Raw genomic sequence first — 18,934 nt, forward strand, 5'->3', positions numbered from 1 at the left:
TGAGAGGGGTATAATTAGGGCATAATGGATGAGAATAGATGGAAACAAGAGGAAGGTGCCTCATGAGTTATAACGATAATTTTATTAAAGCATGCCGGAAAGAACAGGTTGATACGCTGCCCGTATGGTATATGCGTCAAGCAGGTCGCTACGATCCTGACTACCGTAAAATCAAGGAAAAGTACTCTTTGCTCGAAATTTGTCAACAACCAGAACTAGCTGCTGAAGTGACGATGATGCCGATCAAAAAGCTTGGCGTTGATGCCGCTATTTTGTACTCGGATATCATGAATCCCGTAGCTTCGCTTGGTGTTGATTTTGATATTGTCAAAGATATCGGTCCCGTGATTCATACACCGGTTCGTACCGCACAAGACGTTGAACGACTTCGTCCGATTGATGTGGAGAAGGACTTGTCCCATATCCTTCAAACGATTCGTATTCTAGATAAAGAATTAGAAGTTCCGCTAATTTCCTTTGCAGGAGCTCCGTTTACGATTGCTAGCTATTTGATCGAAGGTAGACCTTCCAAGAGCTATATCCGCACGAAGCAAATGATGTATTCCGAGCCAACAGTCTGGTTCGCGTTAATGGATAAGCTTGGTGATATGGTTATCACGTATCTCCGTGCGCATATCGCCAATGGGGCCAAGGCAGTTCAAGTATTCGACAGCTGGGTGGGTGCACTCTCTCCAGCCGATTTCGACGTCTATGTACGGCCTACAATGATGCGCATCTTCAAAGAGTTGTCCGATTTGAAAGAGCCGAAAATTTATTTCCCAGGCGTTAGCTCGGGTGAATTACTTCCGTATCTGACGACAATTCAAGCTGATGTGATTGGTCTGGATTGGCGGGTACCGATATCGGTGGGTCGCGAACGACTTCAGAACCGATATGCCGTGCAAGGCAATCTAGACCCTTATATTCTAACAGCGCCAATGTCTGTGATCGAAGCGCAAGCGAAAGCGATTATGGATGATGGTATGAAGCAGCCAGGGTTTATTTTCAACCTTGGGCACGGTCTATTCCCTGAAGCATCGCTCGAGAAATTGAAGGAATTAACGACGTTTATTCATACCTATTCTAATTCCGTTTTAACACAGCAAGCAGGAAAGAGTGGTGTTTAACATGAGCAAAACGCGTATTGGCGTATTAGTCATGTCGTATGGTACGCCAGAAAGCTTAGATCAAGTTGAAGCGTATTATACACATATTAGACGTGGTCATCCGCCGACTCCTGAGCAATTACATGAATTAACAGCGCGCTATGAGGCCATTGTGGGTGGCTTCTTCCCGCTGCGTGAAAATACGAATAAACAAGTAAAAGGACTTGAAGCTACGCTGCGTCAAGAGCATCCCGAGCTTGAATTCGTCTGCTACCAAGGCCTTAAGCATGCTCAGCCTTACGTAGAAGACGGCGTTGAGCAAATGGTTAAAGACGGCATCACAGAGGCTGTAGGGATCGTACTAGCGCCTCACTATTCGACGATGAGTGTCGGTGGCTATGTTAAGCGTGCGAAGGATAAAGCGGAAGCGTTAGGTCTTCAGATGACCTTCGTTCTGGATTATCACCTCCATGGGAAACTACTGGATGCTTTACAGACTCGGGTAGAGGACGCTTTGGGGAAATTTGCTGAAGCTGAACGCAATCAAGTGAGGGTTATCTTTACAGCTCACAGCTTGCCTGAGAAAATTTTGGAGATGAAGGACCCGTATCCCGATCAATTGCTAGCTACCTCCAAAGCCTTAGCTGAGCGTGTGGGGCTTACGAACTGGCAGTTCGGCTGGCAAAGTGCTGGTCAGACAGCAATGCCTTGGTTAGGTCCGGATATTTTGGACGTTATGCGCACGATTAAGCAAGAAGAAGGCGTGGACAAGATTCTACTTTGTCCTATTGGATTTGTTTCCGACCATTTAGAGGTACTGTACGATATTGATATTGAAGCACAAGCTCTCGCGAAAGAGCTGGGTGTACACTTGGAACGGACCGCATCGCTTAATACCGATCCTCTCTATATGGAAACCTTAAGTGATGTTGTGTACAAGAAATGGCAAGAGGCAGTGAGTTCGAAATGAGCAACCAAGTGCCTCATTATATGATTATAGGTGGGGGTATTACGGGGCTGAGTGCTGCTTTTTATTTAAAAAAGCGGTTAGAGACGGAAGGTGCCCCCTTTCGAATATCTGTCGTCGAGAAATCATCGTCATTTGGTGGGAAGATTCATACTGTTGTGCGTGACGGATTCGTCATTGAAAAGGGGCCGGATTCCTTCCTTGCACGTAAACGTCCCATGATTGATTTGGCCTACGATCTTGGCTTAGAGCATGAATTGACAGGCACGAATCCGAAAGCCAAGAAAACCTATATTGTTCGTGGGAGAAAGCTGCATCGCATGCCCCCAGGCTTAGTTCTAGGCATTCCGACGCAAATGACTCCTTTTATGAAGACGGGTCTAATTTCACCGCTAGGCAAGCTTCGCGCGGCAATGGACTTGATCTTGCCGAAACGGGATGGCGCAGCTGATGAATCGCTTGGGCATTTTCTTGAGCGCCGACTAGGCAAAGAAGTGCTAGAGCGCATTGTGGAGCCGCTGCTTGCAGGGATTTATGCGGGGGATACGTACAAGCTGAGCTTGAAGTCTACGTTCCCGCAGTTCAGGGCTATGGAGCTGAAAAACCGCAGCTTGATTCTGGGAATGATGGCGAGTCGCAAAAATGTGACCGAAGAAAGCGCGCATTTGCCTGCGGCTGTTCGCAGTTCGGTCTTTGTAACGTTCAAGCGAGGGCTGGAATCGCTTGTGAATGCTTTAATAGACGCGTTAAGTACAGTGGATTTACGTGCGGGTGTTGGTGTTGTATCCGTGCGTCGTATAGAGGATGGACAAACAGAGGTTGTCTTTGAGGACGGTCAGCGTGAAGTCGTACACGGGGTCATTGTAACGACGCCAACTTATCAGGCGGCGAAGCTGCTTTCGGAGCTCCCGGCTGCGAGCAAACTAGCTAAGATTGATTATATCTCGGTAGCCAATGTGATTATGTCGTTTGATCGTAAAGATATTCCCTTTGAGCTGGATGCCTCGGGTTTCCTGGTTCCTAAGCATGAGGGCTATACGATTACAGCCTGTACGTTAACCTCAGCGAAGTGGCTGCATGCTGCCCCTGAAGGCAAGGTGCTGCTGCGTTGTTATATCGGTCGTTCCGGTGAACAAGAATGGCCTGCATGGTCCGATGAGCAATTAATTAGCAAAGCGCGACAAGATATTAAAGATCTCCTTGGAATCACGGCCGAACCGGGATTCGCAGAAGTGACCAGGTTGATGCATTCCATGCCGCAATACCCTGTTGACCATTTGGAGGAGATCGCGGAGTTCCGGAAAGCACTTCTGACAGCTATGCCGCGCGTGTTGGTGACGGGGGCAGGCTTTCATGGTGTCGGTCTGCCCGACTGCATACGCCAAGGCAAAGAGGTGGCAAATCAGCTAGCCGAGATGGTTCTTGCTGCAGAGCGCCAAGATGCTGCTTCAACTGCTGCTGTAAAGGCCCTTTAGCGCAATTAACGAAGCTTGGATAACTCTAAGGTGAAGTCAGAAGCAGAGATGGTCAGGATTTTCTTTTCCTCGAGATCGCGAATGACTTGCAGGAGGGTTGATTTCTGAACACCGGCTAACTGAGAGATTTCGTCATAGTTCAGAACAAGTTTAATCACGACAGTGGTGCCTTTACGTAGTCCGTGTGAATTGGCCATTTTTATTAGGGTTTTGATTACTCGTGTTCTTGCATCCAGGAAGGTTAGATCAAAGACTTGTTGATTCGTATCGCGCAGTCGGCTACTGAGCTCTTGCATGATACCTAGGCTAATGTCAAAATGATTACGTAGCAATTCCAGAAAGCTTTGGCCAGTTATCGTAAGCAGTATGCATTCTTCTAAGGTTTGAGCAGAGGCAGACCGTGGTTTGCCATCGATTAGGGACAACTCGCCGAAGCTTTCACCGGATTTGCAAATCGATAATATTTTCTCTTCGCCTGTTTGGCTAGTTGTATAGATTTTAACAGAACCGCTAAGCACCATATAGAAGACAGAGCCGATTTCTTTTTCTTGAAATAATATTGTACCTGTCTTATAAGTACGTCTTGTACATATTTCGGCAAGGGTGTTCAATTGATGTTCGTTTAGCTGAGTAAATAAAGGAACTTTCTTGATAAGCTCTAGCATAAGTTGTACCGCCTTTGTAGGTAGTTATTGGTAGGTTATGACCTCATTTTATCACAAGATCACGTAATAGGGGGCTAAATAATGGGAAATTCGAGCAGAATCGACAAACGATCAGCAGCCGCATTTCAAGAATCTAGAAAGCTGATTCCAGGAGGTGTGAATAGTCCAGTTCGTGCTTTTAAATCGGTGGGCTTAACACCTTTATTCATGGAGAGCGGATCAGGCTCACGAGTAACGGATATTGATGGGAATACATTTATTGATTACGTAGGTTCATGGGGACCTCTCATTGTTGGGCATGCGCATCCGAAGGTTTTGGAGGCCATTCAGGCTACAGCTATGAAAGGGACAAGCTTTGGAGCACCAACATTGCTCGAAACCGAGATGGCAAAGCTTGTTATTGAACGTGTACCTTCGATCGATATGGTTCGTATGGTTAATTCGGGGACTGAAGCAACCATGAGTGCGTTGCGACTAGCACGTGGATTCACGAAGCGCGATAAAATCGTGAAATTCGAAGGCAGCTATCACGGGCATGCTGATGCATTGCTGATCAAGGCTGGATCTGGCGTTGCTACGCTAGGATTACCAGACAGTCCTGGTGTGCCAAGCAGCGTGGCTTCTAACACAATCACCGTTCCTTATAATGATTTGGATTCTGTGAAGCTTGTTTTTGAAAAGTTTGGTGAAGAAATCGCTGCGCTAATTGTTGAGCCTATTGCCGGCAATATGGGAGTTGTACCTCCCGCGGCGGGCTTCTTACAAGGTCTTCGCGACATAACAAAGCAATACGGCTCATTGTTGATTTTCGATGAGGTGATGACCGGCTTCCGCGTACATAAGAACTGTGCGCAAGGGCTATATGGTGTAACACCGGATTTAACTTGTTTGGGTAAAGTAATCGGCGGTGGGCTTCCTGTAGGTGCCTACGGCGGTCGTTTAGACATCATGGAACAGATGGCGCCTGCGGGTCCGATTTACCAAGCGGGAACGCTATCAGGTAACCCTTTGGCTATGGCGGCAGGTTATGCAACGCTATCCTTACTAGGCGAGCCGAATGTGTATGAGGAGCTTGAGCGCAAGTCAGCGAGACTTGAAGCAGGCTTTACTGCGAATGCGGCTGAGTTCGGTATCGCTAGCACCATCAATCGCGTTGGTTCGATGGTATGCCCGTTCTTTACAGAAACGTCAGTGACGAATTATGATTCCGCTAAAACATCAGATCTTGGCCGATTCAATGCGTACTTCGGTCACCTCTTGGATCTGGGTGTATCCGTAGCACCTTCGCAGTTTGAAGGGATGTTTGTATCAACCGCGCACTCGGATGCGGATATTGAAGCGACGATAGAGGCTCATCGCGAAGCCTTGAAACGCTTATAAAAAGTAAGAAGAGGCAGCCCTCCGTAGCGTATTCTACGTGAGGGCTGCCTCTTTGTTTGTGATCTTTGGGTAAGTGGAACCGCAAGTCTCTTATCTCCTGTGCTCCACTCGAATAGATGGATTTAATACTGTTATATTTTGCGATTTTCTGAACAAACGAAGAATAAATGGAGAACCTACAGCTAATTTTATCCACTTTGCCTGATCCGAACGAATGAGGCAGTTTTACCTACATATTTTACAGTTAAATCGAATTTTCGAGCCAATTTCTCAAAAATAACTGTACATTTTCCAGTTAGCACAAAAGTGGTGCTCCTCGACATGGATGCGCGGAGCACGGGTGCGAAAACCAAATGCACACACGCGAAGCGTGCACGTCAGACATAACTCTCCGACGATGGTAGTTCGTAGCCTTCCCTGGGGCTACCCTAAATTGTGAACGATCCGTTGCCCGTAACTACTCGCGGCAAAGGGATGCACCTGCAAAAAAAAAAACAGTCAGCCTCCGTAGAATCGGATGCTAACTGCTTTAATTAATTCGGCTTAACAGTTGGTGAAGTTGTTGTTGATTGGGTATTAGGTGCAGTCGGTGCACCGTTACCCGTTCCAGTCGGCGTCCCACCGCCTGCTGGATTAGTGGACGGCTTAGGTGTCGCACTTGGTGTTGGCGATGGTGTTGCTGAATTAGTCGGCTTAGGACTGCCTGTATTTGTATTCCCGTTGCCAGGAGTTGGTGTAGGTGTAGGTGTTACAGTTGCATTAGGGTTTGGTGATGGTGTCGGTGAACCAGTTGATGGTTTATCTGTCCCACTCGGTTTTGGTGATTCCGTATTCGCTGGAGAAGTAGATCCGCCAACTTTACCAGGTTCCGACGAATTTTCTGGTTTTGGTGTAGGTGTTGCTTTTGGTGTAGGTGTAGGTAGTTTACCTTGCGCCTTCAGTTCTGCTTGTTCTTTCAAGAATTCAGGGTGAGTTGAAGCACCGCCTGCATCAATCGATGTCAATCCAGCCCAAATGTTCTTCACTTCGACTTTCTCCGGATGATCGAATACTAAGAAAGCTGAAGGTAAGCGACGCTCACCATAACGGCTAGATGGTTTTGTAATAAGTGCATTATTATAAACCATTTCAGAAGATGCTCCGCCATCAAGGAATCCAGCGTTGATGACATCGTCTTCTAGGAAAAGATCTTGAACTTCTTTCAGTGTAGCTCCAACACTTGACGTTTGACGGCCATCAATAACGATAAAGATAACGGTACCGTCTGCTTTTTGTCCGACAGCTGTACGCGGTGCACGTCCCCATCCGCCATCACCGCTTGTGATTAGCGGTTTACCGTTCGCGATAACACGCGGGTAGAAGGAAACAGCTTCCGTGACACCAAGCTCTAATAAGGCATTAATCGTATATTTTCCAATAATTAGCGTACCTTCTTTGGTAAAACCAACAATTTGTTGCGGGTTGCTTCCCTCTTGGTCGGTATAAAGGATTTCACCACCGGACATAATAGCACCGATTGGGGCAAATCCGTTTCCAAGTCCGTCAGGATCATTAAAGCCACCACCGTTGACTCCGGCAACAGCACCTGTACGTTGTACCATGGCTGTAATTCGTTCACCTTCACCTACTTTGGAAGGGACGACAACACGGATAGAACGTGGATCATATACATACATTCGCTTACCCTTCCACAGGGTACCTGAAATATCTTCCACTTTGACGAGACTCTCGATAGGGCGATTCGTATTAAATTGGACAGCTTCAATATCTTGTTTCTCGATGGAGTTAACTTCGGTTAAATTTTGCATCTCAAGAACCATTTGGTCCCTACGTTGCGCGCCAACAAAGATCCAAGCCCAGTCACGATGCTGGGTTGTAATCACGGTTTTGGCCAAATACTCACGAATGTAAGTCCCTGGTGGGGTTAAAAATAAAAAGGTCGAACTCAAAAATGTACACGCTGCTATAACAAGTAAAGTCCGCTTCAGCCAACTATAATTTCGAAAATGATTTGCAATTGAACTACCCAAGGTAAACCTCTCCTGCTCTATTAATAAATTGATAGAAAATGTCGAAAAAAAACAATACAAGATTAATAATATCATATTTTTGCATGCAAATGGTAATGGTAATTGTTAAAATAAAGTGTACATAATCCCTCTTTCTTAAGGAGCTCGTTCTAATTATGAAGCGTTATTACTTTTTTGATTTTCCGATCGACCTTATGGCGATAGTCTTTGTGTTTCTACTAATCCTGCTAGCAATCTTTCTATCATTTCGCAAAGGCACACGTTCATGATCGATTGGTCGCGTGATGGAGAATGGATGCTGCTGCCACTTCCTAATGAACAGTGGAAACCGCTTAAACCGGGTGCTGTTGAAGAATTAGCGGCCTATCTGCCGGTGCCTCGCAGATACTTTTTGCGCTTAGCCTCCCAGGGGCTTATTCGCATAGAAAATAATAAGATTCGGCTGAAGGCGTTTCCTCAGGAAAAAGCAGTATTTAAACCTGAGTCTTATGCATTAGACGTTTTATTTGAGGATGAGTTCACTTTAGTCGTTAATAAGCCAGCGGGGATGTCAGTTCATCCGGCGGAAGTTGGTCAAGGAGGAACGTTGGCTTCGGCCGTAGCTTATTATTATGAGACGACTGGACAAGCGTGTAGTATTCGTCATATACACCGTCTAGATCAAGATACGACGGGCGTTATACTTTATGCCAAAAATGAGTGGGCGCATGTCCTATTGGATGAAGCTATGCGGGAAAAGCAGATTGATAGGCGCTATGCTGCGATAGCTCAGGGGATTTTCGAAGAGAAGGAAGGATGGATTGATGAACCGATCGGCAAGGATCGTCATCAGCCAGGGAAACGTAGAGTCACTCCTAATGGCGATCAGGCGTTGACGCATTATCGTGTCCTTCAACAAATGAAAGCAGGAGCACTCGTTGAAGTGGAGTTGGAAACGGGCAGAACACATCAAATTCGGGTTCATCTCAGCCATTTAGGGCACCCGCTAGTAGGTGACACTCTATATGGAGGTTCTTCACGTTTATTCCAGCGACAAGCGCTTCATGGAGAAAGACTTCTATTTAAGCATCCGATTACACAAAATGAGATCGTGTGTCACGCGCCGTATCCACTAGATTTCAAGTCATTATTGGAACAGATGTCCGTGAATTGAAAAATGTAGTCATGCCTGGCCTCCTTGACCCATATACTTTTAGAGACAATCAAGTATATCACCCAACAATTCGGAGCTGATTCATGTTTCGAGTTAACGGAAGGGAGGATTCATTCGGTGTCTGAACAACAACCTGGGTTACGATTTGATATTTATGAACGTGTGCATTTGCAGGAGAATTTGGCGGCCATACAAGAATTGAATGAAGTAGAATTACTTCCGCATATTCAAGTATTAACGCTGGATGATCAAGCGATTTTAAAGGGGAATCTACTACTTACAGGTAACTACTTTAGTGAAGAAGGCGGGAGCCCTCGCACACTTGAGCATTTGATTCCTGTCGAAATTACGCTGCCTTTGAATCGCATTCATCGTGTTGAGGATATTCAGGTAGAGATCGAGAATTTTGATATCGACCTATTATCGGCACGCAGCTTGAATGTAACAGGCGTTCTGTCCTTGCAGGGAGTAGAAATGGTCTCTGTGCCACAGGAAAGCTGGCGGGAGGAAGAAGAGGTTACTTTTGTTCATCAAATTGAGTATCCGCGCTCCGAGCCCGTTATGCCGTATGTACCGATGCCCATAGCTGAACCTGCACCGGTTGCCCAAGAACCGCAGATTCAACAAGTGATCCAACCACCGCCTGCGCCTGTCCTTCCTACACCATTACCGACGCCAGCACCAACGTTGATTGCAGCTGCACCTGAACCAGCAGTCATTTCATCACAGCCTACCTCTCATGGCGATGATACGTTTGGCGTAGATGTGGAACAAATCGAGCTGAAAGTAACTCCGCATGCCGATAGTACCGTTGTAACGGAGGAGAAAAAGGAGCTTAAAGTTGCCTTTGGCAAGAAGGCAACGGACGCTGTGGAGGTTAACCCTTATGGCATCAAATCGCTATTATCTAAGGCAGGCTCGTATCTTTCCGACAAGCGGATTGCGGAAGCAGAGGCGCAAGCGGCTCTTGAGGCGGAATCGCGGATAGACCCGGTAGAATGGAGACGATTATTTCTGCAGAGCCGATCGGAGTCGCAAGAGTTCCGCAAGCTCAAACTCTGTATTGTTCAGAAAGATGATACGTTAGAATCCATTGCGAAGCGTTATCAACTGACAACGCGTGAGCTTCAATTGATGAATCGTCTTAGCGATCAGGATATTGTCGTGGGTCAAGTTATTTATTTGCCCAAATAAATAACCGATACATAAGCAAGAGCCTCTGGCTGCTGATAGCAGCCGGCTGCTCTTTATGTTTGTTAAGACGTATATAGAGCCTAATTTTAACCAATACTAAAAAATAAACGTTTACACCGGTTCGAAAATATTGACTGTTTAGCAAATATTCGTTATCATATAGTGTAAATCATTTTCAAACCAACATATGGAATTGCAAAGATAGGGAGTAGTAGTCGGAACGCCCTTCAGAGAGTGGAACTGCAGCGCTGAGAGGTTCCTCAGGATACATCCGATCGAAGTCGCCCTGGAGCAGTAAATGTGAGTGCAATCGCCGAGTAATCGTTTCTCGCCTGCATTAGCATTTTCCGGTCGCAGCCGTTATCTGTTTTAAGTGTCATGTTATTTGCCAATGGGGCAAGTATCATGAAATGAAGGTGGTACCACGGAAGCTATACCTTTCGTCCTTTTTGGGGCGAAAGGTTTTTTTGTGTTTATAACAACTAGCCAGATATGGAGGTACTCTTATGACCGAAACGAAATTACAAACAGAAATGCCTACCACGTATGACCCGAAAGAAGCGGAACGTAAATGGTACGACTACTGGATCAAGAATGAATTTTTCAAAGCAGGCAACCGTCCTGATGCGGAAACGTACACGATTGTAATACCGCCTCCGAACGTAACAGGTATGCTGCACATTGGGCATGCTCTAGATTTCACACTGCAAGATATTCTCATCCGTACGAAGCGTATGCAGGGCTTTGACACGCTATGGCTGCCGGGTTCTGACCATGCAGGTATTGCGACACAAACCCGCGTAGAGCAGAAGCTTCGCGAACAAGGGCAAACGCGCTATGATCTTGGGCGTGAGAAATTCTTGGAGAAGGTCTGGGAGTGGAAAGAATTATATGCCGATACGATTCGTGAACAATGGGCTAAAATGGGCTTTTCTCTTGATTATTCGCGGGAACGCTTCACACTGGACGAAGGGCTTTCGCAAGCGGTTCGTGAAGTTTTCGTAAGCTTGTTCGAAAAAGGTTTGATCTATCGCGGAAACTATATCATTAACTGGGATCCAGCGGCACGTACGGCTCTTTCAGATATTGAAGTAGAGTATAAAGAAGTTCAAGGTGCACTCTACCATTTGAAATATGAAACAACAGACGGTTCAGGCTCCATTGTAGTTGCTACGACACGACCTGAGACGATGCTGGGTGATACGGCGGTTGCTGTTCATCCGAAGGATGAGCGTTACAAGCATTTGATTGGCAAGTCATTGCTGCTTCCGATTGTGAACCGTGAGATTCCGATTATTGCAGACGACTATGTTGAGAAAGAGTTCGGCAGCGGCGCGGTCAAAATTACACCTGCGCATGATCCAAACGATTTCGAAGTAGGAAAGCGTCATAACCTGCCACAAATTCTCGTTATGGATGAATCCGGAACGATGAACGCTAATGCAGGCCCTTACCAAGGCCAAGACCGTTTCGAGTGTCGTAAAAACATCGTGGCAGATTTGAAAGAACAAGGTGTTCTAATCAAAATTGAAGAACATGTTCACCAAGTTGGACACAGTGAGCGTAGTGGTGCAGTTATCGAGCCGTACCTATCGACACAATGGTTCGTTAAAATGCAGCCGCTTGCTGATCAAGCGATTGAAGCGCAAAAATCAGGCAAGGGTGTTAATTTTGTACCAGATCGCTTCGAGAAAACTTACCTGAACTGGATTGAAAATGTTCGCGACTGGTGTATTTCCCGTCAGCTATGGTGGGGACACCGAATTCCTGCATGGCACTGTGCGGATTGCGGTCAAGTTACTGTAACTCGCGAAGATGCGACAGCGTGCTCCCATTGTCAAAGCGCGAATCTTAACCAAGATAACGATGTTCTGGACACATGGTTCAGCTCAGCGCTATGGCCTTTCTCCACATTAGGCTGGCCAAATGATTCCGAAGATATGAAGCGTTTCTACCCGACGAGTGTACTCGTTACGGGGTACGATATCATTTACTTCTGGGTAGCTCGTATGATTTTCCAAGGACTTGAATTTACGGGTCAAATTCCGTTCAAAGATGTGCTGATGCATGGTCTTGTTCGTGATTCCGAAGGCCGCAAAATGTCCAAATCCCTTGGCAATGGTGTTGATCCGCTTGAAGTGATCGAGAAATACGGCGCAGATGCCATGCGTTATATGATTTCTACGAGCTCCACGCCAGGTCAAGATTTGCGCTTCCGCTGGGAGCGGGTAGAGCAAGCTCGTAATTTTGCCAATAAAATATGGAACGCATCCCGATTCGCCCTGATGAATTTGGAAGGCGTAACTGCAGCAGATATTGATTTAACGGGTAAATTAGGTACCGCAGATCGTTGGATATTGCATCGTTTGAATGAGACGGTTCGTGATGTTACGCGTTTGATCGACAGCTACGAATTCGGTGAAACGGGACGTCTACTCTATAACTTCATCTGGGATGATCTCTGTGACTGGTATATTGAGTTCAGCAAACTGAGCTTATATGGGACGGATGCAGCGGCAAAGAAACAGACACAATCCGTTCTTGCTTACGTACTAGATCAAACGCAACGTTTGATTCATCCGTTCATGCCGTTCATCTCGGAAGAGATCTGGCAGCATCTGCCGCATGTTGGCGATACCATTACGCTGGCGGCTTGGCCGACAGAGAACGCAGCCTTCGAAGCGCCTGATGCGATTCGTGAGATGGAACTTTTGATGGAAGCGATTCGTTCCGTACGTAATATCCGCGCAGAAGTGAATGTGCCGATGAGTAAGAAAGTAGAGCTTCTCATTAAGCCAGCTAGTGCAGAGACGCAGGACATTCTTAGCAAAAATGAGGAATACCTGAAGCGCTTCTGCAACACATCACTGCTTGAAATTGATCTGACTATGGCAGCGCCAGACAAAGCAATGACAGCCATTATTACAGGTGCCGAATTGTATTTGCCTCTAGCAGGTTTGATTGATATCACACAAGAGCTTGCACGTTTGGATAAAGAACTGCAATCCCTACACGGTGAGGTTGAGCGTATTGAGAAAAAGCTGGGCAATGAAGGCTTTGTAGCTAAGGCACCAGCGAAGGTTATCGAAGAAGAGAAAGCCAAGCTTGCTGATTATGCCGATAAACGGGATAAAGTTATCGCTCGATTAGCGGAGTTAAAGTCATAAAGAACGAAAATTATACGAATGCCTATGTTCGTCTACAAGGTGATTCATATAGTAAAAGAGGATGAGAACAATGGATGTAAGCAAGAACTCGGCGGGTGAATTCCAAACCGCACAAGAAGCCATTGATTGGATCGTTGGACGCATGGAGAAGCTCGGCATGAAACCGGGCCTCCAGCGTATGCATCTGCTGATGGAGAAGCTGGGTAACCCAGAACGCAGGCTAAAGTTCATTCATGTGGCCGGTACGAATGGAAAGGGCTCAACATGTGCTTACTTAGCTTCCGTACTTCAAGCATGCGGTTATGATGTAGGTACGTTTACATCGCCGTATTTGGTGCGGTATACCAACCGCATTCAAGTCAATGGCGCTGACATTGAAGATGAGGTTCTACTTCGATTAGTGAATGACATGAAGCCAATTGTCGATGAGATTGCCGCAACAGAAGTTGGTGCTCCAACGATGTTCGAAATCTCGACTGCGCTAGCTATCCTTTACTTTGGAAAAGTGGCGTATCCTGATTATGTAGTATGGGAAACCGGACTCGGGGGAAGGCTGGATAGCACGAATATCGTGAATCCAATCGTTACCGTGATTACGAATGTGGGTCACGACCACATGGATATCCTAGGCGATACACTTGAGCTTGTAGCAGCTGAAAAAGCAGGGATCATCAAAGCGGGAGTGCCTGTCATTACAGCAGTTGAACCTGAGGCGATCTGGAGCGTTATTGAACAAACAGCGAAGGCGAAGAAAGCTACGCTTTATACCCTTGGTGATCAATTTCATTTGACCGATGTGACAAGTGAGCTGGATCGTCAAAGTTTTCAGTTTAACGGTCCTTTTAGGCCGATCCCAGAGCTGGCTATCACCCTGAACGGTGAACATCAGTTGAAGAACGCGGCTGTAGCGGTCATGACGCTAGAAGTGCTTCGTCAATATTACGCGACCATCGTGGAAGACGTTGATTTGCAAAAGGGTCTCTCGGGTACGAGATGGCCCGGTCGTCTGGAAATGGTTTCGACGGAGCCGCGCATACTGATCGATGGTGCTCACAACCCTGAGGGGGCAGCAACATTGGCTGCAGCACTTCAGAATGTGTATAAGTATAAGAAGCTTCATATGATGGTCGGAATGCTAGCCACGAAGAATCATACAGGCTACTTAAGGCATATACTACCATTGGTGGATACGCTCATTATTACAGAAGCAAATTTTCATAAAAAAGGGGATGCTTACCTTCTCGCTGAAATTGCAAATGGTCTGCTTCGAGAGATGAATCTTGAGGTAGAAGTTGCCGTAGAGCGCGATTGGAAGCAAGCTCTAACTTTATTAACAAATAGAACTGAGCAGGATGATCTGGCGGTCGTATCCGGCACGCTGTATTTAATCTCTGATGTTCGTTCTTGGATAACCTATCAAACCGATTCTGAAAAAGGATGGTGAGAACGGCGTGAGTCAAGCAGAACACGTACATTTTATAGGAATCGGCGGATACGGCATGAGTGCCATTGCCAAAGTCATGCTCGAAATGGGGTATCGCATTTCGGGGTCAGATCTTGCACAGCAGGAGCTTACAGATAAACTGAAAGCTAAGGGCGCCCAGGTCTTTATCGGCCATGAGGCAACGAACGTATCAGGAGCCGATTTGGTTGTATATTCAACGGCGTTAGCCAAAGACAATGTAGAGATACAAGCAGCTGAGCAAATGAACATTCCTATCATTCATCGTTCACAAATGCTGGGAAGGCTGATGAACGAACGCAAAGGAATTGCCGTAGCAGGTGCTCACGGTAAGACAACCACTTCCTCCATGATCGCTTTAGTGATGGAGATTTGCGGGATTGATCCAACGTACATTATCGGTGGAGAAATCATGAATGTGGGCAGCAATGCCAAAGCTGGCAAAGGGGAGTATGTGGTTGCGGAAGCCGATGAGAGCGATGGAACTTTTCTGCAATATCACCCAACTCTAGCGTTAGTGAACAATATCGAAGCCGATCATTTGGAGAATTATAATGGCGATTTCGAAAACTTGAAAAAAGCATACAAACAATTCTTAAGCCAAGTAAGACCTGGCGGCAAAGCGATTGTATGTCAAGATGATGAATTCCTGCGTGAAATGATACCGGAGATTCAAAGCCAAGTGATTACGTACGGGATTGAGACACAAGCGGATTATATCGCAAGTGACATCTCCCTTGGTGATCGCAAAGTAACCTTCTCGGTAGCGTTCAAAGGATCGTCATTAGGCCAAATAAGCTTATCTGTGCCAGGTAAACATAATGTTTACAATGCGCTAGCTACGTTAATTACTTGCTTAGAAGCAGGTCTTTCTTTCGAGCAAATCGCGGTAGCTATTCAAGAGTTTCGGGGAGCTAAGCGTAGATTTCAAGTGCTTGGTGAAGTGGAAAATATCCTAGTCATCGATGATTATGCCCATCACCCAACGGAAATTCAAGCAACGATTTCCGCTGCAAAAGCGACGAGAAAGCGTATTATCGCTGTGTTCCAACCGCAACGCTATACACGAACGTACTACCTCTTTGAGCAGTTTAGCCGTTCCTTCTTGGAAGCGGATGAAGTGATCATTACTGATATTTATTCACCTGCAGGCGAACAACGGATTGAAGGTGTTGACTCCGCTAAGCTAGTAGAGCTTATTCGCAGCAACAGCAATCCGAATGTTCAGCACATTGCTACACGTGAAGAAGTGCTGACGTACTTGGTTGACCACGTTCAACCAGGTGACCTCGTTCTGACAATGGGCGCGGGCGACATCTGGAAAGCAGCGGATGGTTTAGCTAAATCACTTCGCAAGAAATACGAATCTCATACGTAAAGAAAAGATCGCTTACGCCATTGGGCTGGAGGCGGTCTTTTTTTCTTGAATAATCATATTAAGGTTCTCTCTCTCATACTCTAGTAACAGAAGATTAGGACAAGATGATACGGCATTGTGCCCGGTTCGGGGCATACTTTTGATGAGGAGTGTGGGAAGAGAATGAAAAAAGCTAGAATCACATATCGCTTTGACCCTAAAGAAAGCGCAGAATCAACACGTAGAGTTGAGAGGGTTCATGAACAAGAGCAGAATGTAATTCCTCTCTATCAAGAAGAATATAAAGTAGTAGAGGCGAAGATAGATCGTAGTCCGAAGGACGTGACGCCATATGAGCAAGCAGAACGAGAGCAAGTGGAATCACTGTTTGAACCTCATGCACTGAATACATTTACTACGGATTTCGGAAACTGGCATAGCCAGATCGAATCGGAGGGAGAACGCGTAGAACGAATCATTCGTGAAACGCAAATATCTCGCGAGCCGCAACAGAATGCTCCAATCCCTTCAGTCGTCCGTAATGAACGAGAGCCAGAACCTGTGAATCCTCGGGATGAATGGACTAACTGGTCAGGCAAGGAGCCTTACATAGAGCAGGGGGCAGAAACGCGCTATGCGAAATCGTCGTCGAGCACGCCATGGATGCGTATTGCGACATCAGTTGCTGGTGCTGTTGTTACGGGCATCGCTTTCGGTTTCTTCGTACTATCGATGTTCTCATCTGACCCTGATACGACTACGAGTTTAGCTACATCGAATCCTTCCAAAATAACCGTACCTTCACCGAATACACAAGTAGGCGCAACTACCACCAAACCACAAGGGGATGCCGCCGTACTTCCTGCAACATCAGTAGCAGTCACACCTGTGCAAATTCCTGCTAAGTCCTATACCTTCTTGCAAAACGGGGTGTTTAGCTCTTTGCAGGGTGCTCAAGCTGTTCAGGATTCCCTTAGTAAGAAGGGGCTTGCATCTGCGATGGATAATTCCGATAAACTTACTGTATTTGTTGGGTTTGCAAAAACGAAAGACGATGCCATTGCCTTGAGACAAGGCGTACAGGCGACGGATAAAACGATAGAAGTTTTTATGAAAAATGTGGATCTTCCAGCGGTAACGGGCATTCGGTGGTCTGGCGCGAAGGCAGCGACGCTGCCTACCTACCTTGCAGAGGGCGATAAACTTGTAAATACAATAAGTGGATTGACACTTGTTCATTTGGCTGAGACGAAGCCTACGGCACTTACGGATGCCTCAATACAGACGATTCGTACTTCGCATCAAGCCCTCATCACGCTGGGTACAGGGCTGACCGAAGGAGCGGGCGACGATGTTAAGCAGTCGTTAGCTAAGATGACAACAGCGGTTAATCGTGCTGTTCAATCGATGGATGAATACAAAAAAACGCCGTCTCAAGCCTTAATGTGGCAAGCACAATCCGCCATGATGCAGTACATCATTGCTCAAAAAGAGCTGATTAAGACAGTAAGCGTAGTGTAATAGAAAAGCCGTGTAACCTGACTCATTCCTGAGTGGGCTACACGGCTTTCTTGTTATTTGGTGATATAGCGATCAAGCAGGGCAGCAATCTCTGCTCTTGTCATTGTTTGATCGGGTTTAAATGATGTGTCCGAGATACCATTGATAATACCTTTATCTTTCAATGTGATGATGGCAGAAGCGCTCCACATTGACTTGGGCACATCATCGAATGCTCCTGTATACGTGGATTGTGAGGAAGGTGTTGTCATCTGCAGAAGCTGATTGAATAAGAAAGCAACTTCTCCGCGTGTTATCGCTTGATTCGGACGAATCGTCCTGTCGGCATAGCCTTGGAGTAAGTTTAATTTCGCCGCTTTGGCGAAAACAGCACTTGCCCAGTGGGAAGCCGATAAATCGGAATAACTTTTCGTTGCTCCAGTTCCGCAGCCATAAACATTGGAAGTCACACTTCCGTTCGTACTGCAGACGTCTGGCAGCTTACTGAATGTGAATACGCGGTCCATCAGCGTGAGAAACTCCGCTCTCGTTAGCGCGCGGTTGGGTTCGTAGTTGTTCCCCATACCTTCGACGATGCCTTTATTCTTCATGCGAAGAACGGCGGCTCTAGACCAATGAACAAGCACATCCGTGAAGAGTGGCGGCTCATAGGCACTGATCCCATTGGCGATTCCAATCGCCATCTTCGAACGCATTGCATCACTAGCAAGCAAGGCTGCATCGCTTTTATTCGTAAGAAAGGCAGTCTCTACGAGAATGCTGGGAATCGTTCCCATGCGCGCCACATAGACAGCACTTGGGGTTAGTCCTAAGTCTTTAGTGCCGGCTTGTGCGAGTAAAGCATCCTGTACAAGTTGTGCCAAATCTTTACTGTAAGGCGTTAATTGCGTCATTGTGCTGCTAGCTGGGTAATCTTCTTGTGGGTACGCGTTGTCATAATAGAGCACCATGGTGCCGTTCGCTTTGCTGCTTGAATGTGCATTAGCATGAATGGATACGAATAAGTCAGCTTGCTGTTCGTCCGTAAATGCAACTCGCTGAGCAAGCGAGAGAAAGGTGTCGTTGGTTCTTGTTAAGACAACTTCGTAACCGCGATCAAGCAGTGCTTGCTTTACTTTTAACGTGATGTCCAGATTGACATCTGTTTCACGGAGACCGCCAACGCCTATGGCGCCAGGATCACTTCCACCATGCCCAGGATCAAGCACAACCTTGTAAGCGAATGCATGATAGGGAAACGCGACGGTGAGTAATAAAGTGAACAGAATAAGTCTTTTCAGTAGAGTCATAGTTGAATTTACCTCCGGTAACTATTTTACCACATTAGAATCTATCAGTTTTCAATTCCCATAAACTTCTAATAGGGTTGGTTTAAGCTGTAAGCAGATAAGAATCTTCATCGTTGATTCCACGTGCCAGCTGTTTATTTGACATGGAAAAAAGAGGTGATTCCTCGT

General features: G+C 46.3%; 13 protein-coding genes and 1 other annotated feature. Of the genes, 10 read left to right on the top strand and 3 right to left on the bottom strand.

All coding sequences use genetic code 11. The features are described 5' to 3' along the window. Positions 1–62: 62 nt before the first annotated feature. The 3 genes from hemE to hemG are packed head-to-tail and all read left to right on the top strand — an operon-like array spanning position 63 to position 3,548. On the top strand, positions 63–1,127 hold the full coding sequence (gene hemE / locus AC58QM_RS15835; protein WP_497285525.1) for a uroporphyrinogen decarboxylase: 1,065 nt from the start codon (positions 63–65) through the stop codon (positions 1,125–1,127). A 1-nt stretch (position 1,128) separates the two neighbouring features. Further along, positions 1,129–2,076 (top strand): ferrochelatase, encoded by a 948-nt coding sequence (gene hemH / locus AC58QM_RS15840; RefSeq protein ID WP_497285527.1) that lies wholly within the window; start codon positions 1,129–1,131, stop codon positions 2,074–2,076. Further along, on the top strand, positions 2,073–3,548 hold the full coding sequence (hemG, locus tag AC58QM_RS15845; RefSeq protein WP_497285528.1) for a protoporphyrinogen oxidase: 1,476 nt from the start codon (positions 2,073–2,075) through the stop codon (positions 3,546–3,548). Before hemH ends, hemG begins: the two co-directional genes overlap by 4 nt. A 5-nt stretch (positions 3,549–3,553) precedes the next feature. Here the strand turns inward: hemG and AC58QM_RS15850 are convergent, their stop codons facing one another. Then, positions 3,554–4,213, bottom strand: coding sequence for a Crp/Fnr family transcriptional regulator (locus AC58QM_RS15850; RefSeq protein ID WP_497285530.1), 660 nt, complete (start codon positions 4,211–4,213; stop codon positions 3,554–3,556). Between the two features lie 81 nt (positions 4,214–4,294). On the opposite strand from AC58QM_RS15850, the gene hemL reads away from it, so the two are divergent. Further along, positions 4,295–5,593 (top strand): glutamate-1-semialdehyde 2,1-aminomutase, encoded by a 1,299-nt coding sequence (gene hemL, locus AC58QM_RS15855; protein WP_497285532.1) that lies wholly within the window; start codon positions 4,295–4,297, stop codon positions 5,591–5,593. A 533-nt stretch (positions 5,594–6,126) separates the two neighbouring features. Here hemL and AC58QM_RS15860 read toward each other — a convergent pair. Further along, a complete protein-coding gene (locus AC58QM_RS15860; protein WP_497285534.1) occupies positions 6,127–7,623 on the bottom strand; it encodes a phosphodiester glycosidase family protein in 1,497 nt (498 codons plus the stop codon). A gap of 265 nt (positions 7,624–7,888) precedes the next feature. On the opposite strand from AC58QM_RS15860, the gene AC58QM_RS15865 reads away from it, so the two are divergent. The 6 genes from AC58QM_RS15865 (at position 7,889) to AC58QM_RS15890 (ending at position 17,477) form a co-directional block, all read left to right on the top strand. Continuing rightward, positions 7,889–8,776, top strand: a complete 888-nt coding sequence (locus AC58QM_RS15865; protein WP_497285535.1) for an RluA family pseudouridine synthase — start codon at positions 7,889–7,891, stop codon at positions 8,774–8,776. A gap of 117 nt (positions 8,777–8,893) precedes the next feature. Then, complete coding sequence (locus AC58QM_RS15870; RefSeq protein ID WP_497285537.1) at positions 8,894–9,970, top strand: LysM peptidoglycan-binding domain-containing protein; 1,077 nt, start codon at positions 8,894–8,896, stop codon at positions 9,968–9,970. A gap of 189 nt (positions 9,971–10,159) precedes the next feature. Beyond that, positions 10,160–10,421 (top strand) — a binding site (T-box leader). Positions 10,422–10,476: 55 nt separating this feature from the next. Beyond that, on the top strand, positions 10,477–13,137 hold the full coding sequence (locus AC58QM_RS15875; protein ID WP_497285539.1) for a valine--tRNA ligase: 2,661 nt from the start codon (positions 10,477–10,479) through the stop codon (positions 13,135–13,137). Positions 13,138–13,207: 70 nt separating this feature from the next. Beyond that, the gene (locus tag AC58QM_RS15880; protein ID WP_497285540.1) at positions 13,208–14,581 is read left to right on the top strand and encodes a bifunctional folylpolyglutamate synthase/dihydrofolate synthase; all 1,374 of its coding nucleotides are present in this window, start codon (positions 13,208–13,210) and stop codon (positions 14,579–14,581) included. A 55-nt stretch (positions 14,582–14,636) separates the two neighbouring features. Beyond that, the gene (murC, locus tag AC58QM_RS15885; RefSeq protein WP_497286029.1) at positions 14,637–15,977 is read left to right on the top strand and encodes a UDP-N-acetylmuramate--L-alanine ligase; all 1,341 of its coding nucleotides are present in this window, start codon (positions 14,637–14,639) and stop codon (positions 15,975–15,977) included. Between the two features lie 162 nt (positions 15,978–16,139). Further along, positions 16,140–17,477 (top strand): SPOR domain-containing protein, encoded by a 1,338-nt coding sequence (locus AC58QM_RS15890; protein ID WP_497285542.1) that lies wholly within the window; start codon positions 16,140–16,142, stop codon positions 17,475–17,477. A 53-nt stretch (positions 17,478–17,530) separates the two neighbouring features. Here AC58QM_RS15890 and AC58QM_RS15895 read toward each other — a convergent pair whose 3' ends face one another. Beyond that, on the bottom strand, positions 17,531–18,766 hold the full coding sequence (locus tag AC58QM_RS15895) for an N-acetylmuramoyl-L-alanine amidase (protein ID WP_497285544.1): 1,236 nt from the start codon (positions 18,764–18,766) through the stop codon (positions 17,531–17,533). Positions 18,767–18,934: the final 168 nt, after the last annotated feature.

The organism is Paenibacillus sp. J22P165, from assembly GCF_059692015.1.